Source organism: Streptomyces sp. A012304 (assembly GCF_026008495.1).
Classification (GTDB): domain Bacteria; phylum Actinomycetota; class Actinomycetes; order Streptomycetales; family Streptomycetaceae; genus Streptomyces.
On record NZ_BQUN01000089.1, the window covers coordinates 23,004 to 39,059 of the forward strand.

Here is a 16,056-nt window from a genome sequence, read left to right on the forward strand (position 1 = left end):
GCTGTGTCTGTCTACTTCCCCTTGTGCCCGGACTTCCCCCGGCCGCCCTTGTGCGCGCCGTTCTCCGTGCCGTGCTTGCTGTCGTACAGCTCGTACGCGTCGACGATACGGCCCACCAGCTTGTGCCGTACGACGTCGTGGGACGACAGCCGGGCGAAGTGGACGTCGTCGACGCCCTCCAGGATCTCCTGCACCTGCCTGAGGCCCGACTTGGTGCCGGTCGGCAGGTCGACCTGCGTCACGTCACCCGTGATCACGATCTTCGAGTCGAAGCCGAGGCGGGTGAGGAACATCTTCATCTGCTCGGGGCTCGTGTTCTGGGCCTCGTCCAGGATGATGAAGGCGTCGTTCAGGGTGCGGCCCCTCATGTACGCCAGCGGCGCCACCTCGATGGTCCCCGCCGCCATCAGTCGCGGGATCGAGTCCGGGTCGAGCATGTCGTGCAGCGCGTCGTACAGCGGGCGCAGGTAGGGGTCGATCTTCTCGTAGAGCGTGCCCGGGAGGAAGCCGAGCCGCTCGCCCGCCTCGACCGCCGGCCGGGTCAGGATGATGCGGTTGACCTGCTTGGACTGCAAGGCCTGCACCGCCTTGGCCATGGCGAGGTAGGTCTTGCCGGTACCGGCGGGGCCGATGCCGAAGACGATCGTGTGCTTGTCGATCGCGTCGACGTACCGCTTCTGGTTGAGGGTCTTGGGTCGGATGGTGCGGCCGCGCGAGGACAGGATGTTCTGCGTCAGTACCTCGGCCGGGGTCTCCTGGCCGTCGCTCGTCCCGTTCTCGCTCGCCCGCAGCATGGCGATCGAGCGTTCCACTGCGTCCTCCGTCATCGGCTGCCCGGTGCGGAGCACCAGCATCATCTCGTCGAACAGGCGCTGCACGAGGGCGACTTCCCGCGCCTCGCCGGTCGCGCTGATCTCATTGCCCCGGACGTGGATGTCGGCCGCCGGGAAAGCCGTCTCGATCACGCGCAGCAGCGAGTCGCCGGATCCCAGCACGGTCACCATGGGGTGCTGGGCGGGGACAGTGAACTGTGCTCTCGCCTTCCCCTGCGCGGGGGTCTGAGCGGTGGGTGTCTCAGTCATAGGCCGGCCCGAAGGCCTCTTGGTCCTCCCGGATGCGTCTCGCCTGCCACGAGGGCGGCCTGGCGAGTTCCAGGGTACGCCAGGGGGCCGACAACGCCGTAGGAGTTTTCGAACGGGCGGGTGGGCCGCTACGCCGAGCGGCGGAAGCCGATGGTCGGGACCGCGCGGCGGCGGGGCCAGGGGGTGGCGTCGTGGGCGGGGAGGAGGGAGGTGAGGGAGGTCAGGAAGGCGTAGCGGCGCAGGGCCTCGGGGTCCTGCGACTCGACCGACTGCACCTTGTGCCACCAGGCGGCGATCTCGGACCAGCCGGGAGCGGAGAGGGAGCCGCCGAACTCCTGGACGGAGAGCGCGGCGGTGAGTCCGGCGAAGGCGAGGCGGTCGGCGAGCGGCCAGTCGGCGAGGGTGCCGGTGACGAAGCCGGCCACGAAGACGTCCCCGGCGCCGGTGGGGTCGAGGGCCTCCACGGCGATCGCGGGGACCTCGGCGCTCTCGCCGGTGCGCCGGTCCACCGCGTACGCGCCCCGCGGGCCGAGGGTGACGACCGCGCACGGAACGTACTCGGTGAGGGCGTGCGCGGCGGCGCGCGGGCAGGTGGCGCCGGTGTAGCGCATGGCCTCCTCCGCGTTCGGCAGGAAGGCCTCGCAGTGCTTCAGGTCGGCGAGGCCCGCCAGGTCCCAGGCGCCGGTGTCGTCCCAGCCGACGTCGGCGAAGACGCGGGTGCCCCGGCTCGCGGCCTGGGCGATCCAGGGGGCGCTCCGGCCGGGCGTGAGGGAGGCCACGGCGGCGCGGGCGTGCGGCGGGGAGTCGGGGGCGAGCTCCTCGGTGGGCGGTTCGTGGCCGTGGGAGACCATCGTGCGCTCGTCCTCGTAGGCCATGGAGACGGTGACCGGGGAGTGCCAGCCGGGGACCGTGCGGGAGGCGGTGAGGTCGATGCCCTCGCCCTGTTCCAGGGCGTCCCAGCAGTACTCGCCGTAGTGGTCGTCGCCGAAGGCCGCCGCGAGGGACGTCCGCAGCCCGAGGCGGGCGAGAGCGGTGGCCATGTTGGCGACGCCGCCGGGGCTCGACCCCATCCCGCGCGCCCAGGACTCGGTCCCGCGCACCGGGGCGGAGTCGAGCCCGGTGAAGATGATGTCGAGGAAGACGGTGCCGGTGAGGTAGACGTCCCAGGGCGGGTCGCCCGGCGCGCGCAGGGCGGCCAGGGGGTCGACCTGGGCGTGGCGTGGGTGTCGGTGGTGTCCCTCTCCGGTGGACGCGGTGGACGCGGTCACGGTGCGCTCCCTGACGTGGTGCCGATCTGGCCAGTGTGCACCACGCCGCCGACAACACGCCGTGCGTCACCGCGGGAGCGGGGGCGCGTCAGCGCGGGAAGGGGCTCTCACCAGCGCGGAACCACCGGTGTCACCCACTCCGGATCGGCGACGCGCATGGCCGCCTCGTCGTCCCGCTCGCGCAGCGCGCCGTCGTCGTCCAGCCATCGCCGGTGCAGCGCGGCCAGCCGGTCCCGGTCGAGCCGCACGCCGAGCCCGGGGGCGTCGGAGACGACGACGAACCCGCCGTCGAAGGCCGGCCGCTCGGTGAGGACGTCCTCCGTCTGCCAGGGGTAGTGGGAGTCGCAGGCGTGGTGCAGACCGGGGACGGTGGCCGCGACGTGGGTCATCGCGGCGAGCGAGATCCCCAGGTGGGTGTTGGAGTGCATGGACACACCGACGCCGAACGTGTGGCAGATCGCGGCGAGGCGCTGGGTGTTGCGCAGCCCGCCCCAGTAGTGGTGGTCGGAGAGCACGACCTGCACGGCGCCGCGGGTGAACGCCTCCGGGATCTCGGCGAACGTCGTCACGCACATGTTGGTGGCGAGCGGCACGTCGGTGCCCGCGGCCACCTCGGCCATGGCGGGGGTGCCCAGCGCCGGGTCCTCCAGGTACTCCAGGACGTCCCCGAGTTCCTTCGCCACCTTCAGCGAGGTCTGCACGCTCCACGCCCCGTTGGGGTCCAGCCGCAGCGGATGCCCGGGGAAGGCCTGTGCCAGGGCCCGTACGGCGGCGATCTCCTCGTCCGGCGGGAAGACCCCGCCCTTGAGCTTGAAGGAGGTGAACCCGTACCGCTCCTTGAAGCGGCGGGCCTGCGCCACGATCCCGGCCGGGTCGACGGCGGCCCCCCAGTCGTCCTGCTCGCAGGCCACGCCCTCGGGGTGGGCGGCCCACTTGTAGAAGAGGTACGCGCTGTACTCGACGGCGTCGCGCACCTTGCCGCCGAGCAGCGCGTGCACGGGCAGCCCGAGCGCCTTGCCGAGGGCGTCGAGGCAGGCCACCTCGAAGGCGGAGACGACCGACAGCCGCAGCTTGTCGGCGGTCTGCACGCCCCGCAGTCCGCCGACGTCGACCTGTCCGGACACCCGCGACCGGTCGACGGCGAGCTCGTCGGCGATCGTGAACAGGCCGTTGAGGTCACTGACCCGGTGGCCCGTCAGCCGTTGGGCGAAGGGGCGGGCGAGTTCGAGGTACTTGGTGTCGCCGTAGGTCTCGCCGAGGCCGGTCGTGCCGTCGGCGGTCACCACCTCGACGATGAGCCGGGGGGTGTACGGCTGGTGCACGCCCTGGGTGTTCAGCAGTGGCGGGTCGGCGACCAGGATCGGGGTCAGCCGTACCTCGGTGATGGTCAGGTCGCGGGTCACAGGGCGGCTCCTACGAGGTCGAGTCCGGTGGTGAGGACGGCCTTGAGGTCGGCCAGGTCGGCGGCCGACGGGTCGGTGAGCGGGGCCCGCACCGGGCCGACCGGGCGGCCGCGCAGCCGGGCGGCGGCCTTCACCAGGGACACGGCGTAGCCGGGCACCCGGTCGCGCAGTTCGACGAGGGGGACGTAGAAGTCGCGCAGCAGCCGGTCGGTGGTCTTGTCGTCGCCGTCGCGCAGGGCGGCGAAGAAGGCGTTCGCGATCTCGGGGGCGAAGGCGTGCACGGCGGAGGAGTAGGCGGGGACGCCGACGGTGGCGTAGGCGCGGGCCTGGATCTCGGCGGTGGCGGCGCCGTTGAAGAAGAGGAAGCCCTGGGGGGCGGCGAGGGTGAGGCGCTGGAGGCGGTCGAGGTCGCTGTGGCCGTCCTTGAGGCCGATGACGTTGGGGATCGCGGCGACGCGGCGGAGGGAGGCCGCGGTGAAGGCCACCGGTCCGCGCTGGTAGGCGATGAGCGGCAGCGGGGTGCGGGCGGCGATGTGCTCCAGCTGGGCGACGAGGCCGTCCTGCGGGGCGGTGACGAGGTAGTGCGGCAGGACGAGGAGGGCGTCCGCGCCCGCTTCCTCGGCGACGCGGGCGAAGCGGACGGCCTGGGCCCAGCCGTAGCCGATGCCGGCGACGACGGGGACACGGCCGGCCGCCTCCTCGACGGCGGTCGAGACGACCTGCCGGTACTCGTCCTCGTCGAGGGAGAAGAACTCGCCGGTGCCGCAGGCGGGGAAGACGGCGCCGGGGTCGGTGGCGAGCTGGGCGGCGAGATGGGCGCGCAGGCCCTCGGGGTCGAGGGTGCCGTCCGCGCGGAAGCTGGTCAGCGGGAACGACAGCACGCCCCGCGCCATGCCCTCTCTCAGCCGTCCGGCCGTGTCCGTGTCCAGGTTCACCGGCATCTCCCTATGTAGATGACATCCACGTATGAAGATGGAGGCTAGATATGCGAACGCCACCCGTCAATGGGCCCGCCGGCGCGCACTACCATCGGCGCATGTCGGAGACAGCAGGCGCGGGCGGCGTCCGTGAGGTGAAGTCCGCGGCGCGCACGGTGGAGCTGCTGGAGCTGCTCGCGGCGCGCGGCGACCGGCCGGCCCGGCTCCAGGAGCTGGCGGACGAGCTGGGCGTGCCGCGCAGCTCGATGTACGCGCTGCTCCAGACCCTGATCGGCCGGGGCTGGGTCCGCACGGACGTCACCGGCTCCCTGTACGGCATCGGTATCCACGCCCTGCTGACCGGCACCAGCTATCTGGACTCCGACCCGCGGGTGCGGCTCGTCCGGCCCTACCTGGACGAGGCGTCCGAGGCGCTCGGCGAGACCATCCACCTGGGGCGGCTGGACGGGCGGGACGTGGCCTACCTGGCGACCCGCGAGTCGCACGAGTACCTGCGCACCATCAGCCGCGTCGGACGACGGCTGCCCGCGCACGTCGGCGCGCTCGGCAAGGCCCTGCTGGCGGAGCGCCCCGACGAGGACCTCCCCGAGGGCCCCTACGAGGCCCTCACCCCGCACTCGCACACCACCCGCGCGGCGCTGCTGGCGGACCTCGCCGGGGTACGGGCGCGGGGCTACTCGGTGGACCGCGAGGAGGGCGTCCTCGGCATCGTCGGCTTCGGCTTCGCGCTGCGCTACGAGCTGCCCGCGCAGGACGCGATCAGCTGTTCGGTGCCGGTGGCGCGGCTGACGCCTGGGCACGAGGAGCGGATCGTCGCGGTGATGCGGGAGATCCGGGCGAAGATCGAGGCGACGGCGCCGGGCGCGGCCGGGGCCGTCAACTGGCGCTGAAACGCGCTCTTCTACCCGTCTTCCCGCACCACAAACCCGAAGTGATCCACATCACCACCCCCGCGCTTCTTCGCGCACCGCGTGCTTGATACAAATTTCCCGCGCGTTCCCGTCCGTCGACGGCCGTCGCCCTCCCCCTCTTCGAGCCACTTCTTCGCATGCCCTGGGAACGCCCGTGTTCGCCCCCCGCACCACCCCCTGGCCCCTCGTCGCCCTTTTCACGGCCGGGTACCTCGCCCCCTATCTGCTGCCGACCGTCGTCGGCCGGCTCGACAGCGGGCTGCCGCTGACGGCCACCGAGGCGGGCGCCGTCGGCAGCGCGCTGCTGCTGAGTTCGGCGTCGGCCGGTTTCGCGCTGGCCTCGCGCGTGGAACGGATCGGGGCACGCCTGCTGGCCCGCACCGGCCTCGCGCTGGCGGTGCTCGGATACGGCGGCGCCGCCCTCGCCGCGAGCGTGCCCGCGGTCGTCGCGGGCGCGGTCCTCGGCGGGTTCGGATCCGGAACGGCCACCGCGGTCGCCGCCACCCGGATCGCCGCCCAGCCCGACCCGCACCGCGCTTCCACGCTCGGTCTGCTCGGGGTGTCCGCGCTGGCCGGCGCGGTGTATCTGACGGTCCCGCACCTCGGCGCCGGGCACGGGCAGCCGCTGGCCGCGATCGCGCTGACCGCGCTCGTCGTCTGGCCGCTGACGGCCCGTCTGCCCGGCCCCGCGCCGACCGCGCCGGCCCGGCGGGACCCGGCGGGCGGCACCCGGCCGCCCCACCTGCGCTCGGGGCTCGTGCTGGCCGCCGCCATGCCCTGCTGGTCGCTCGTGCAGAACTCCCTGTGGGGGGTCAGCGGGCGCATCGGCCTGACGCAGGCTCATCTCACCGAGGCCACCGTCGGCGTGATCTTCGCGGTGGCGCTGGGGGCCGGGCTGCTGGGCGTCCTCGGCGCGGGGGCGCTGGGGGCGCGGCTGGGCCGGGCGCTGCCGATCGGCGGCGGGACCGTGCTGATCGCCGGGTGCGTGGTGCTGAGCGCCTCCGCGACCGGGCCGGCCACCTTCGCCGCCGGTGAGATCGCCTGGAACGCCCTCTACCCGATCGTCCTGTCGTACCTGATCGGTCTGGCCGCGTCCCTGGACCCGCGCGGCCGTTGGGCGGTGCTGGTCGGTTCGACGTCCTCCCTGGGGACGGCGGCGGGACCGCTGACCGGCAGCCTCCTGTCCGCGCACGCCGGGTTCCCGGTGATGGGCTGGGTCCTGGGCGCCGCCCTGCTGGTCGTCGCCGTACCCATGACCGCCGTCGCCCTGCACACGTCCGGCCGACCCCTGCTGCCCGGCACGGTCCGCCGCCGGGGCGGCACCCCGACCGCCGTGGTGGCCGCCGCGACCGGTGCCCGGGCCGGCTCGGTCCCGCCGGTCGGCGCACCGGAGCAGCCGGTGGTGGAGATCGAGGTGGACGCCCCGCCCGTACCCGCCCGGCGCGCCTTCGACACGGCGGGCCCCCGGCCGACGGCCACCGCGCCGGGGTCCGCGGACTGAGGACCGGCCGGCTCCCGGCCGCGGTCCGCGCGCGGCGGTGGCGGCCTCCGGCGCGACGGGCGGCACGCCCGCCGCCACGGGCAGCGGCAGCCTCGCCGCCACCGGCGCAAGCTTGGCGTCCTGCCGTCGGCGGGGCTGCCGACGTAGACAGTGGTGCCGCCGGGGGCGACTGCGAGGCCGGCCCAGGACGCGGGCACGGCGGCCGGCCTGGACAGGCCCTTCACCCTGATCACCACCGAGGCGCTCGCCCAGTCCCAGCCGGACATCGTGCCGATGATGACGAAGGGCCTCGAGTCGGTCGGCGGCAGCGACGGGCTGCAGCCTGGTGGAGCGCGTCCGCCAGGCCTGCTGGTCAGGAGCGGAACTCGTAGGCCGCCACCTCGGCGAGATACCGCGCCCGCCGCTCCTCGTCGTCCTCCAGGAAGGAGGCGAGGAAGGAGTTGCGGGCGAGCTCCCGCAACCGCTCCTCACCGAGGCCCAGTTCACGGCGTACGGCGTCGAAGTTGTCGCCGGCGTACCCGCCGAAGTAGGCCGGGTCGTCGGAGTTGACCGTGCACACCAGCCCGGCGTCGAGCATCGCGGGCAGCGGGTGCGCGGCGAGGGCGTCGACGGCCCGCAGCCGGACGTTGGACAGCGGGCACAGCGTCAGCGGGATCCGCTCCCGCACCAGCCGCTGCACCAGCGCCGGGTCCTCCACGCACCGCAGCCCGTGGTCGACGCGCTCGACGCCGAGCACGTCCAGGGCCTCGGTGATGTACTCCGGCGGCCCCTCCTCCCCGGCGTGCGCCCCCCGCCGCAGCCCGAGCGCCGCGGCGGCGGCGTACACCTCGCGGAACTTCACCGGCGGGTGCCCGACCTCGGCCGAGTCCAGCCCGATGCCGGTGATCCGGTCCAGGTACGGCCGGGCCGCCTCCAGGGTCTCCATGGCCGACTCGGCGGACTCGTCGCGCAGGAAGCACAGGATGAGCCGGGTGGAGACGCCGTGGTTCGCCTCGCTCGCGCCCAGCGCCCGCCACAGCCCCTCGACGACCGTGCCCATCCCGACCCCCCGGGACAGATGGGCCTGCGGGTCGAAGAAGATCTCCGCGTGCCGCACGCCCTGCGCGGCGGCACGGGCCAGGTAGGCGTTGGCGAGGTCCTCGAAGTCCCGCTCGGTCCGCAGGACGGCCATCAGCTCGTAGTACAGGTCCAGGAAGGACTGGAGGTCCTCGAACCGGTACGCCTCGCGCACCTCGTCCGTGTCCGCGTACGGCAGTTCCACACCGTTGCGGGCGGCCAGCTCGAAGGCCAGCTCCGGCTCCAGGGTTCCTTCGATGTGCAGGTGCAGTTCAGCTTTGGGGAGGGGCATCAAAGCATCGTACGGCCGTTTTACCGCCGTTTCGGGACCGGCACTCGCAGCAGGTCGTGCGCCACGGTCAGCTCCCCCTCGAACCCGGCGGCCCGCGCCTGCCGCTCGAATTCGTCCCGATCGGAATACCTTTGACTGAAGTGGGTGAGCACGAGGTGCCGCACACCGGCGTCACGGGCCACCGTCGCCGCCTGACCTGCCGTCAGGTGTCCGTGCTCGATGGCGAGTTGGATGTCGTCGTCGAGGAAGGTGGACTCGATGACGAGCATGTCGCAGCCCTCGGCGAGCGCCTGCGCGCCCTCACACATCCGGGTGTCCATCACGAACGCGAACCGCTGCCCGCGCCGCACCTCGCTCACGTCCTCCAGGGACACCCCGCCGATCGCGCCCTCCCGCTGGATGCGGCCCACGTCCGGCCCCTTGATGCCGTGCGCGGCGAGCCGCTCGGGCAGCATGCGGCGGCCGTCCGGCTCGACCAGCCGGTAGCCGTAGGACTCGACCGGGTGGGACAGCTTGCGCGCCTCGAGCGTGTACGAGGCCGTCATGGCCAGCGGCCCGTCCCCGTCGACCGGCGCCTGGGTGATCCCGACGGTCTCGCGGTAGGCGGTGGCGTACCGCAGCCGGTCGAAGAAACGCTGCCCGGAGCGCGGGTAGTGGGCGACGACCGGGTGCGGGACCTTGTCGAGGTTGACGCGCTGGATGACCCCGGCGAGTCCCAGGGAGTGGTCGCCGTGGAAGTGCGTGACGCAGATCCGGTGCAGGTCGTGGGCGGCGACCCCGGCGCGCAGCATCTGGCGCTGGGTGCCCTCGCCGGGATCGAAGAGGAGACCCTCGCCGTCCCAGCGCAGCAGGTAGCCGTTGTGGTTGCGGTGCCGGGTGGGAACCTGGCTGGCGGTGCCGAGGACCACCAGTTCACGGACGGACACGGCGAATCACCCGGGGGGCCAGGTCAGGCCGCGCCCGCCGAGGACGTGCGCGTGGGCGTGCCAGACGGTCTGACCCGCGCCGCTGCCGGTGTTGAAGACGATCCGGTAGCTCTCCAGCTTCTCCTCCTCGGCGACCGCCCGCGTCTCGCGCAGCACGTCCGCGGCGAGCTGCGGCGCCTCGGTGGCGAGGGCGGCGGCGTCCACGTGGTGCGCCTTGGGGATCACCAGGACGTGGGTGGGCGCCTGGGGGTTGATGTCGCGGAAGGCGACGGTCGTCTCGGTCTCCCGCACGATGGTCGCGGGCACATGGCCCGCGACGATCTTGCAGAACAGACAGTCGTCCTGCGGCTCCCCTGCCATACGGATGCCTCCTCACGCCTTGTCGATCAGTACGGTGGGCATGCTATCGCCGCCACGTTCGCCGCCGCGGGCAGTAATGCCACCCGTGCCGCCCGGGGCGGCACGGGTGGGCGCGACGACACCCGGCTGCGCACCCCCGGTACCGGCCGGACGGCTACGGCAGAGCGGGCGGCACCTTCGCCGGCGTCTCCTCCAGAGCGGCCAGCGCCAGCCTCACCGCCTCGTCCAGCTGCACGTCCCGCCCGTCGGCGTGATCCTGCGGCCGGGCGACGACCTCCACATCGGGATCCACGCCGTGGTTCTCCACCCCCCACTCGTAGCCCTCCAGCCAGATCGCGTACTTGGGCTGCGTGATCAGCGTCCCGTCGACCAGCCGGTACCGGCTGTCGATGCCGACCGTCCCGCCCCACGTGCGGGTACCGACCACCGGCCCGATCCCCAGCGCCTTGATCGCCGCGTTGACGATGTCCCCGTCGGACCCGGAGAACTCGTTGGCGACGGCGACGACGGGCCCCCGGGGCGCGTCCATCGGGTAGCTGAACGGCCGGGTCCCCCGCGGCACGTCCCAGCCGACGATCCGCCGCGCGAGCTTCTCGACGACCAGCTGCGAGGTGTGCCCGCCCCGGTTCTCCCGGACGTCCACGACGAGCCCCTCGCGGGCCACCTCCACCCGCAGGTCGCGGTGGATCTGCGCCCAGCCCGGCGCCTGCATGTCCGGCACGTGCAAATAGCCGAGCCGTCCGCCGGACACCTGGTGGACATAGGCCCGCCGGTCGGCGACCCAGGCGTGGTAGCGCAGCGCCTCCTCGTCGGCGACGGGCACGACGACGGCGTGCCGCGGCTCGCCCCCGCCGGACGGCGAGACGGTCAGCTCCACGGCCTTGCCCGCCGTGCCGACCAGCAGCGGGCCGGGTCCGACGACCGGGTCCACGGGGTGGCCGGCGACGGCGACGATCGCGTCCCCGGCGCGCACCGCGACACCGGGGGCGGCGAGCGGGGAACGGGCGTCGGGGTCGGAGGTCTCCGGCGGCAGGACGCGGTCGATGCGCCAGGTGCCGTCCTCGTGACGGGAGATGTCGGCGCCGAGCAGGCCCTGGCGGGGGCCGTTGCCGTAGCCGCCACCGGGGATGACGTAGGCGTGCGAGGTGCCGAGCTCGCCGTGCACCTCCCACAGCAGGTCGACCAGGTCGTCGTGGGTCGCGACCCGCTCCAGGACCGGGCGGTAGCGGTCGAGGACGCCGTCCCAGTCGACGCCGCCGAGGTCGGCGCGCCAGAAGTTGTCCCGCATGATGCGGCCGGTCTCGTCGTACATCTGCCGCCATTCGGCGGCCGGGTCGACGATCTGCCGGACCCGGCCGAGGTCGACGGTGATGTTGGTGTCGCTGTCCTCGTCGCCGGAGGCGCGCCGGTCGCTGGGCACGACCTTGAGCTTGCCGTCGGTCCACAGCAGCAGCCGTTTGCCGTCGCCGCTGACGTCGAATCCGTCGACGTCGACGGCGAGGTGTTCCAGGCGGTGCTGGGCGAGGTCGTAGCGCTCCAGCTCGGTGTGCGGGTCGGGGTCCTCGGGGGTGGCGCGGGAGGCGCCGAGGACTCCGCGCACCGGGTGGCGCAGCCACAGCACGCCGTCCTTCGCGGCGCACAGCCCGGAGTAGCGGCCGGCCTCGACGGGGAAGGGCACTATCCGGTCGGCGAGGCCCTCCAGGTCGATCCGGGTGGCCGGGGCGCCCTCGCTGTCGGGGGTCTCGTCCTTCTCGGGCGCGTCGGAGGGCCGGCCGTGCCGCTGCGGCCCGAAGGGCGAGGGGGTGGTGGCGGCCAGGGTGATCAGGTGCGGGCGGGCGCCCTCGACGAAGGAGAGGTCGAAGGCGTGCTGGTCGTAGACCGGGTCGAAGGCGCGCGTGGACAGGAACGCCAGGTGCTTGCCGTCGAGGGTGAACGCGGGCGCGTAGTCGTGGAAGCGCAGCGGGGTGGCCTCGGTGACGGACAGGTCGGTGACGTTGGCGAGCCTGAGCTGGCTGAGCGGGCGGGGGCCGGGATGGGACCAGGCCAGCCAGCCGGAGTCGGGCGAGAAGACGAGGTCGCCGACGTCGCCGTCCTCGCTGCGGTCGACCTCGCGGACCTCGCCGGTCTCCCGTTCGACGAGCAGCAGCCGCCCGTCGTGCGCGGCGACGGCGGCCCGGCTGCCGTCGGGGGCCATGGCCAGCTCCAGGACGCGGCCGAGGCGTCCGGCGGCGAGGCGGCGCGGGGTGGTGCCGGGGGCGAGGCCGGTGGCGGGGGCGAACTCCAGGGCGTCCTCGCCCTCGGCGTCCGTCACCCACACCACCCACTCCTCGCCGTCCGTGCGGAAGGTGCGCGGCAGCCGGGCGCGGACGCCGGGTTCGGCGGCGAGCGCGCGGGCGGGGCCGGAGCGGTGGGTGACCCAGTGGACGGCGCCGCGCACCTCGACGGCGCTGCCGCGCGCGGTGTGGTCGGGGGTGGCGGAGCCCAGCCAGCGGGCGGCGGCCACGGGGCGGGGGCGGCGGTCGACGCGCTGCCCGCCGAGCCGGATGTCGAGCCGGCGCGGCTCGGTGCCGTCCAGGTCGTCCAGCAGCCACAGTTCACCGGCCGAGGCGTAGACGACCCGGGTGCCGTCCCCGGCCGCGTGCCGGGCGTAGAAGCCGTCGAGCGGGGTGTGGCGGCGCAGGTCGGAGCCGTCGGCGAGGGAGGAGTAGAGCGCGCCGGTGCCCTCGTGGTCGGAGAGGAAGGCGATCCGGTCCCCGGCCCACACCGGGTACTCGAGGTTGCCGTCGAGTTCCTCGTGCAGCCGGACGAACTCCCCGGTGCCGTCCCGGTCGATCCACAGCTTGCCCGCCGTGCCGCCCCGGTAGCGCTTCCAGTGGGCGGCCTCGCGGCCCATCGTCGCGGACAGCAGCACGGTGTGCGGGCCGTACGCCACGTTCCCGACGGGCCCGTAGGGCAGGGTGGTGGCCGGTCCGCCGTCGACCGGGACGGCGCGGGCCCAACTGCGGCGCAGGGTGGCCTGGTCGTGGGTGCTCAGGGCGAGGACCCGGCCGTCCGGTGTCCAGCCGCGCACCCGGGTCTGCCAACTGCCCCAGTGGGTCAGCCGGGTGGCGGGGCCGCCGTCGACGGGCGCGATGTGCACCTCGGGGGCGCCGTCGCGGGTGGAGGTCCAGGCGACGGTGGTGCCGTCGGGCGAGACGCGGGGCAGGGTGACCGGCATGTTGTCGGCGCTGACCCGCCAGGCGCGGCCGCCGTCGAGAGGCGCGAGCCAGACGTCGTCCTCGGCGGTGAAGGTCACCAACTCGCCGTGCAGATGGGGGAATCGGAGGTATGCGGCAGACGTCGCGGACTGTGTCACCCGATCACTCTAGGCAAGGGCCGCGCCCCTGGGCAGGGGTTTGACCGGTTCCGCGGTCCCGGTGGTGCGGTGCTCACTTGCCGTCGGCGGACCCGCAGTCCGAGTCGTGGCTCGCGCACCGGACGGTCTCGGTCACCGTCACCGTCACGGTGACCGTGGGCCGCCCCGGCTCGGCCGGCCGCCCCGATCCGGGCGGCTGGACGGGCGAGGGCGTCGCGGACGCGCAGTCGCCGAGGCCGCTGACCCGGAACAGCTGCTTCTTCCCCACGTCCGCCCTGAGGTCGCCGCGCACACAGGAGCCGTCGACCGCGCGCGTGACCTGGCCGGCGACGGTGATGTCCCGTCCGTCACCGGTCTCGCCCTCGCAGTCGACGGAGGCCACGGTCTGCTCCTCGGCCGAGGAACCGTCGTCGCCGTAGTCGGCCGTGCAGGTCAGCCACTGCACGTCCACGTCTCGGCGTTCGATCTCCGCCGTCGCCGTCTCGTCGGTGGTGTACGCGACGGCGGCGGCACTCACCCCGCCCGGCTCGCACGCCACGACCCCGCCGACGGCCAGGGCGACGAGCCCCGCCGCGAGCGCCCCGACCCGAATGCGTCTCAACGCCGCCATGCACGGCAGCGTGCCACCGCCCGGGCGGCCGCGGTAGGGCACATACCGCCATCCGCCGCCGCCCTCTACCGTGAACCCATGCGCAACCGCCGCCGCCCGAGGAAGCTCACCGTCGACGCGACCACCACCTACTGGTGGACGGTCCGTCACCACCACACGGACGGAACGGACTGCCGGGAGGTCCTCACCCTGCGACGGGACGACGTGCGCACCCGGATCGTGTTCCGGGACGGCCCGGGACGGGCCCTCGCGGGCGGCACCCTCCACACCGGCGGCGTCGTCAGCGGCGACCACTATCTGAACCTGCACGAGCCCGGCACGGTCCGCGCCCTCGTCGACGAGGCCCTGCGGCGCGGTCCGCTCCCGCCCGGCGGCGAGCTGGACGGCTGGGAACTGCTCCCCGCCGCCGCCGTCAGCAGGCGGCGAAGTCGGTGACCGGCGGCCGCGGCCGGCCGCGTCCCACGGCGCCCTCGGGCAGCCCGGGGCGTCAGGACCAGCGGCCGGTCCTGCCCAGGATCAGGGCGGCGGCCGCCGTCCCGGCGGTGGAGGTGCGCAGGACACTGCGCCCGAGGCGGTAGGCCTTCGCGCCCGCCTCCTCGAAGAGCGCCAGTTCCTCGGGGGACACGCCGCCCTCGGGCCCGACGACGAGCACGATGTCGCCCTCGGCGGGCAGCGGGGCGGTGGCCAGGGGCTCACTGCCGTAGTCGCGGTCCTCGTGGAGCACGGCGGCGAAGTCGGCCCGCGCGAGAAGCTCCGCGACCTGCCGTGTGGTGGCCGCGTCGGCGACCTCCGGGAAGCGGACCCGGCGGGACTGCTTGCCGGCCTCGCGGGCGGTGGCCCGCCACTTGGCGAGCGCCTTCAGCCCGCGCTCGCCCTTCCACTGCGTGACGCAGCGGGAGGCGGCCCACGGCACGATCGCGTCGACGCCGGTCTCGGTCATCGTCTCCACGGCCAGCTCACCCCGGTCGCCCTTGGGCAGCGCCTGCACGACGGTGATCCGGGGCGACTCGGCGGGCTCCTCCACGACGTCCTTCAGGGCGACGACCAGCCGGTCCTTGCCCTCGGCGGCGACCACCTCGCCCTGCGCCCAGCGGCCGGCCCCGTCGGTGAGGACGACCGCCTCACCGGGCCGCAGCCGCTTCACGGAGACCGCGTGCCGCCCTTCGGGACCGTCCAGCACGAACTCCGAGCGGCCGGCCGGGAGTTCCCCGACGACGAACACCGGAGCCGTCATCGGCCCTCACCCCGTTCCCCCGGCGCGGTGCGCGCCGCGTCGAGTTCGGCCAGCAGGACCTCCACCAGCTGCCCGGCGGGCAGGTCCCGGGCCATCCGGTGCCCCTGCCCCGCCCACAGCGCCATGCCCTGCGCGTCGCCCGCCTTCGCGGCCGCCTTGCGCAGCGGCGAGGTGAGGTGGTGGACCTCCGGGTAGGCGGCCGGCGCGTACGGGCCGTGCTCCCGCAGGAAACGGTTGACCAGGCCGCGGGCCGGGCGGCCGGAGAAGGCCCGGGTCAGCTCGGTGCGCACGAAGAGCGGGTCGGTCAGCGCCTGCTTGTGCACGGCCGCCGCACCGGACTCCGGCGTCGCCAGGAAGGCCGTGCCCAGCTGGGCCGCGTCGGCGCCCGCCGCGAGGACCGCGGCGATCTGGCTGCCGCGCATGATGCCGCCGGCGGCCACCAGCGGCAGGCTCACCGCCTCGCGGACCTGCGCGACCAGCGACAGCAGGCCGATGCCCGAGCCGTCGTTCTCCTGGATGTCACGGTGGGTGCCCTGGTGGCCGCCGGCCTCCACGCCCTGCACGATCACCGCGTCCGCGCCGGCCCGCTCCACGGCGACGGCCTCGTCGACGGTGGTCGCGGTGACCAGCGTGAACGTTCCGGCGCGGCGCAGCGACTCCAGGGCCTGGGCGGTGGGCACGCCGAAGTGGAACGACACCACCGGCACCGGGTTGTCCAGCAGCACCGCGAGCTTGGCGTCGTAGCCGTCGTCCCGGCCGCTGTCCGGGTCGCCCAACTCCGTCTCGTACCAGGCGGCCTCACCGGCCAGCTGGTGGGCGTACACCTCGACGGCGCCGGTCTCGGCCGACTCCGGCTGCGGCATGAAGAGGTTCACGCCGAAGGGGCGGGTGGTGAGCCCCCGCAGCTGCTTGATCTCCTGGTACATGCCGTCGGCGGTCTTGTAGCCGGCGGCAAGGAACCCGAGCCCGCCGGCCTCGGACACGGCGGCGGCGAGCTCCGGCACGGAGACGCCGCCCGCCATGGGGGCCTGCACGATCGGATGGGGGAAGAGATCGGTCAGCGCGGAGGACATGACGGCATGTTGTCACGTCCTCCGAACAAGTCCGAATCGGGCTGTCC

14 protein-coding genes are annotated in these 16,056 nt (G+C 74.1%); 3 read left to right on the plus strand and 11 right to left on the minus strand.

Annotated elements, in window-relative coordinates; all coding sequences use genetic code 11:
* Nucleotides 1-11 precede the first annotated feature (11 nt).
* The 4 genes from ALMP_RS18725 to ALMP_RS18740 all read right to left on the minus strand — a co-directional run bounded on the left by ALMP_RS18725 (nucleotide 12) and on the right by ALMP_RS18740 (nucleotide 4,688).
* Nucleotides 12-1,082 (minus strand): PhoH family protein, encoded by a 1,071-nt coding sequence (locus ALMP_RS18725; RefSeq protein ID WP_264929661.1) that lies wholly within the window; start codon nucleotides 1,080-1,082, stop codon nucleotides 12-14.
* Between the two features lie 128 nt (nucleotides 1,083-1,210).
* The gene (locus tag ALMP_RS18730) at nucleotides 1,211-2,350 is read right to left on the minus strand and encodes a carbohydrate kinase family protein (protein WP_264929663.1); all 1,140 of its coding nucleotides are present in this window, start codon (nucleotides 2,348-2,350) and stop codon (nucleotides 1,211-1,213) included.
* A gap of 107 nt (nucleotides 2,351-2,457) precedes the next feature.
* Nucleotides 2,458-3,753, minus strand: a complete 1,296-nt coding sequence (locus ALMP_RS18735) for a glucarate dehydratase family protein (protein ID WP_264929665.1) — start codon at nucleotides 3,751-3,753, stop codon at nucleotides 2,458-2,460.
* The gene (locus tag ALMP_RS18740) at nucleotides 3,750-4,688 is read right to left on the minus strand and encodes a 5-dehydro-4-deoxyglucarate dehydratase (RefSeq protein WP_264929667.1); all 939 of its coding nucleotides are present in this window, start codon (nucleotides 4,686-4,688) and stop codon (nucleotides 3,750-3,752) included. Before ALMP_RS18740 ends, ALMP_RS18735 begins: the two co-directional genes overlap by 4 nt.
* A gap of 101 nt (nucleotides 4,689-4,789) precedes the next feature.
* On the opposite strand from ALMP_RS18740, the gene ALMP_RS18745 reads away from it, so the two are divergent.
* Nucleotides 4,790-5,581: an IclR family transcriptional regulator gene (locus ALMP_RS18745; protein WP_264929670.1), complete on the plus strand. Its 792-nt coding sequence runs from the start codon at nucleotides 4,790-4,792 to the stop codon at nucleotides 5,579-5,581.
* Between the two features lie 175 nt (nucleotides 5,582-5,756).
* Nucleotides 5,757-7,103, plus strand: coding sequence for a sugar MFS transporter (locus tag ALMP_RS18750; protein WP_264929671.1), 1,347 nt, complete (start codon nucleotides 5,757-5,759; stop codon nucleotides 7,101-7,103).
* 352 nt (nucleotides 7,104-7,455) lie between these two features.
* On the opposite strand, the gene ALMP_RS18760 is transcribed toward ALMP_RS18750, so the two are convergent.
* The 5 genes from ALMP_RS18760 to ALMP_RS18780 all read right to left on the minus strand — a co-directional run bounded on the left by ALMP_RS18760 (nucleotide 7,456) and on the right by ALMP_RS18780 (nucleotide 13,702).
* Nucleotides 7,456-8,451 carry an adenosine deaminase gene (locus ALMP_RS18760; RefSeq protein WP_264929673.1) on the minus strand — a complete coding sequence of 332 codons (996 nt, stop codon included), beginning with the start codon at nucleotides 8,449-8,451 and terminating at the stop codon, nucleotides 7,456-7,458.
* Nucleotides 8,452-8,471: 20 nt separating this feature from the next.
* Nucleotides 8,472-9,377 carry a ribonuclease Z gene (locus ALMP_RS18765; RefSeq protein ID WP_264929674.1) on the minus strand — a complete coding sequence of 302 codons (906 nt, stop codon included), beginning with the start codon at nucleotides 9,375-9,377 and terminating at the stop codon, nucleotides 8,472-8,474.
* 6 nt (nucleotides 9,378-9,383) lie between these two features.
* The gene (locus tag ALMP_RS18770) at nucleotides 9,384-9,737 is read right to left on the minus strand and encodes a histidine triad nucleotide-binding protein (protein ID WP_264929675.1); all 354 of its coding nucleotides are present in this window, start codon (nucleotides 9,735-9,737) and stop codon (nucleotides 9,384-9,386) included.
* 154 nt (nucleotides 9,738-9,891) lie between these two features.
* Nucleotides 9,892-13,092, minus strand: a complete 3,201-nt coding sequence (locus ALMP_RS18775) for a S41 family peptidase (protein ID WP_264929677.1) — start codon at nucleotides 13,090-13,092, stop codon at nucleotides 9,892-9,894.
* A 73-nt stretch (nucleotides 13,093-13,165) separates the two neighbouring features.
* Nucleotides 13,166-13,702: a hypothetical protein gene (locus ALMP_RS18780; RefSeq protein ID WP_264929679.1), complete on the minus strand. Its 537-nt coding sequence runs from the start codon at nucleotides 13,700-13,702 to the stop codon at nucleotides 13,166-13,168.
* Between the two features lie 78 nt (nucleotides 13,703-13,780).
* Between ALMP_RS18780 and ALMP_RS18785 the strand changes: the two genes are divergently transcribed.
* Complete coding sequence (locus ALMP_RS18785) at nucleotides 13,781-14,137, plus strand: hypothetical protein (protein WP_264929680.1); 357 nt, start codon at nucleotides 13,781-13,783, stop codon at nucleotides 14,135-14,137.
* Between the two features lie 52 nt (nucleotides 14,138-14,189).
* Here ALMP_RS18785 and ALMP_RS18790 read toward each other — a convergent pair whose 3' ends face one another.
* Together ALMP_RS18790 and ALMP_RS18795 are read right to left on the minus strand one after the other, a co-directional pair.
* Nucleotides 14,190-14,936, minus strand: coding sequence for a 16S rRNA (uracil(1498)-N(3))-methyltransferase (locus ALMP_RS18790; RefSeq protein WP_264929682.1), 747 nt, complete (start codon nucleotides 14,934-14,936; stop codon nucleotides 14,190-14,192).
* Nucleotides 14,933-16,009 (minus strand): nitronate monooxygenase, encoded by a 1,077-nt coding sequence (locus tag ALMP_RS18795; protein ID WP_264929684.1) that lies wholly within the window; start codon nucleotides 16,007-16,009, stop codon nucleotides 14,933-14,935. Before ALMP_RS18795 ends, ALMP_RS18790 begins: the two co-directional genes overlap by 4 nt.
* Between the last annotated feature and the right edge of the window lie 47 nt (nucleotides 16,010-16,056).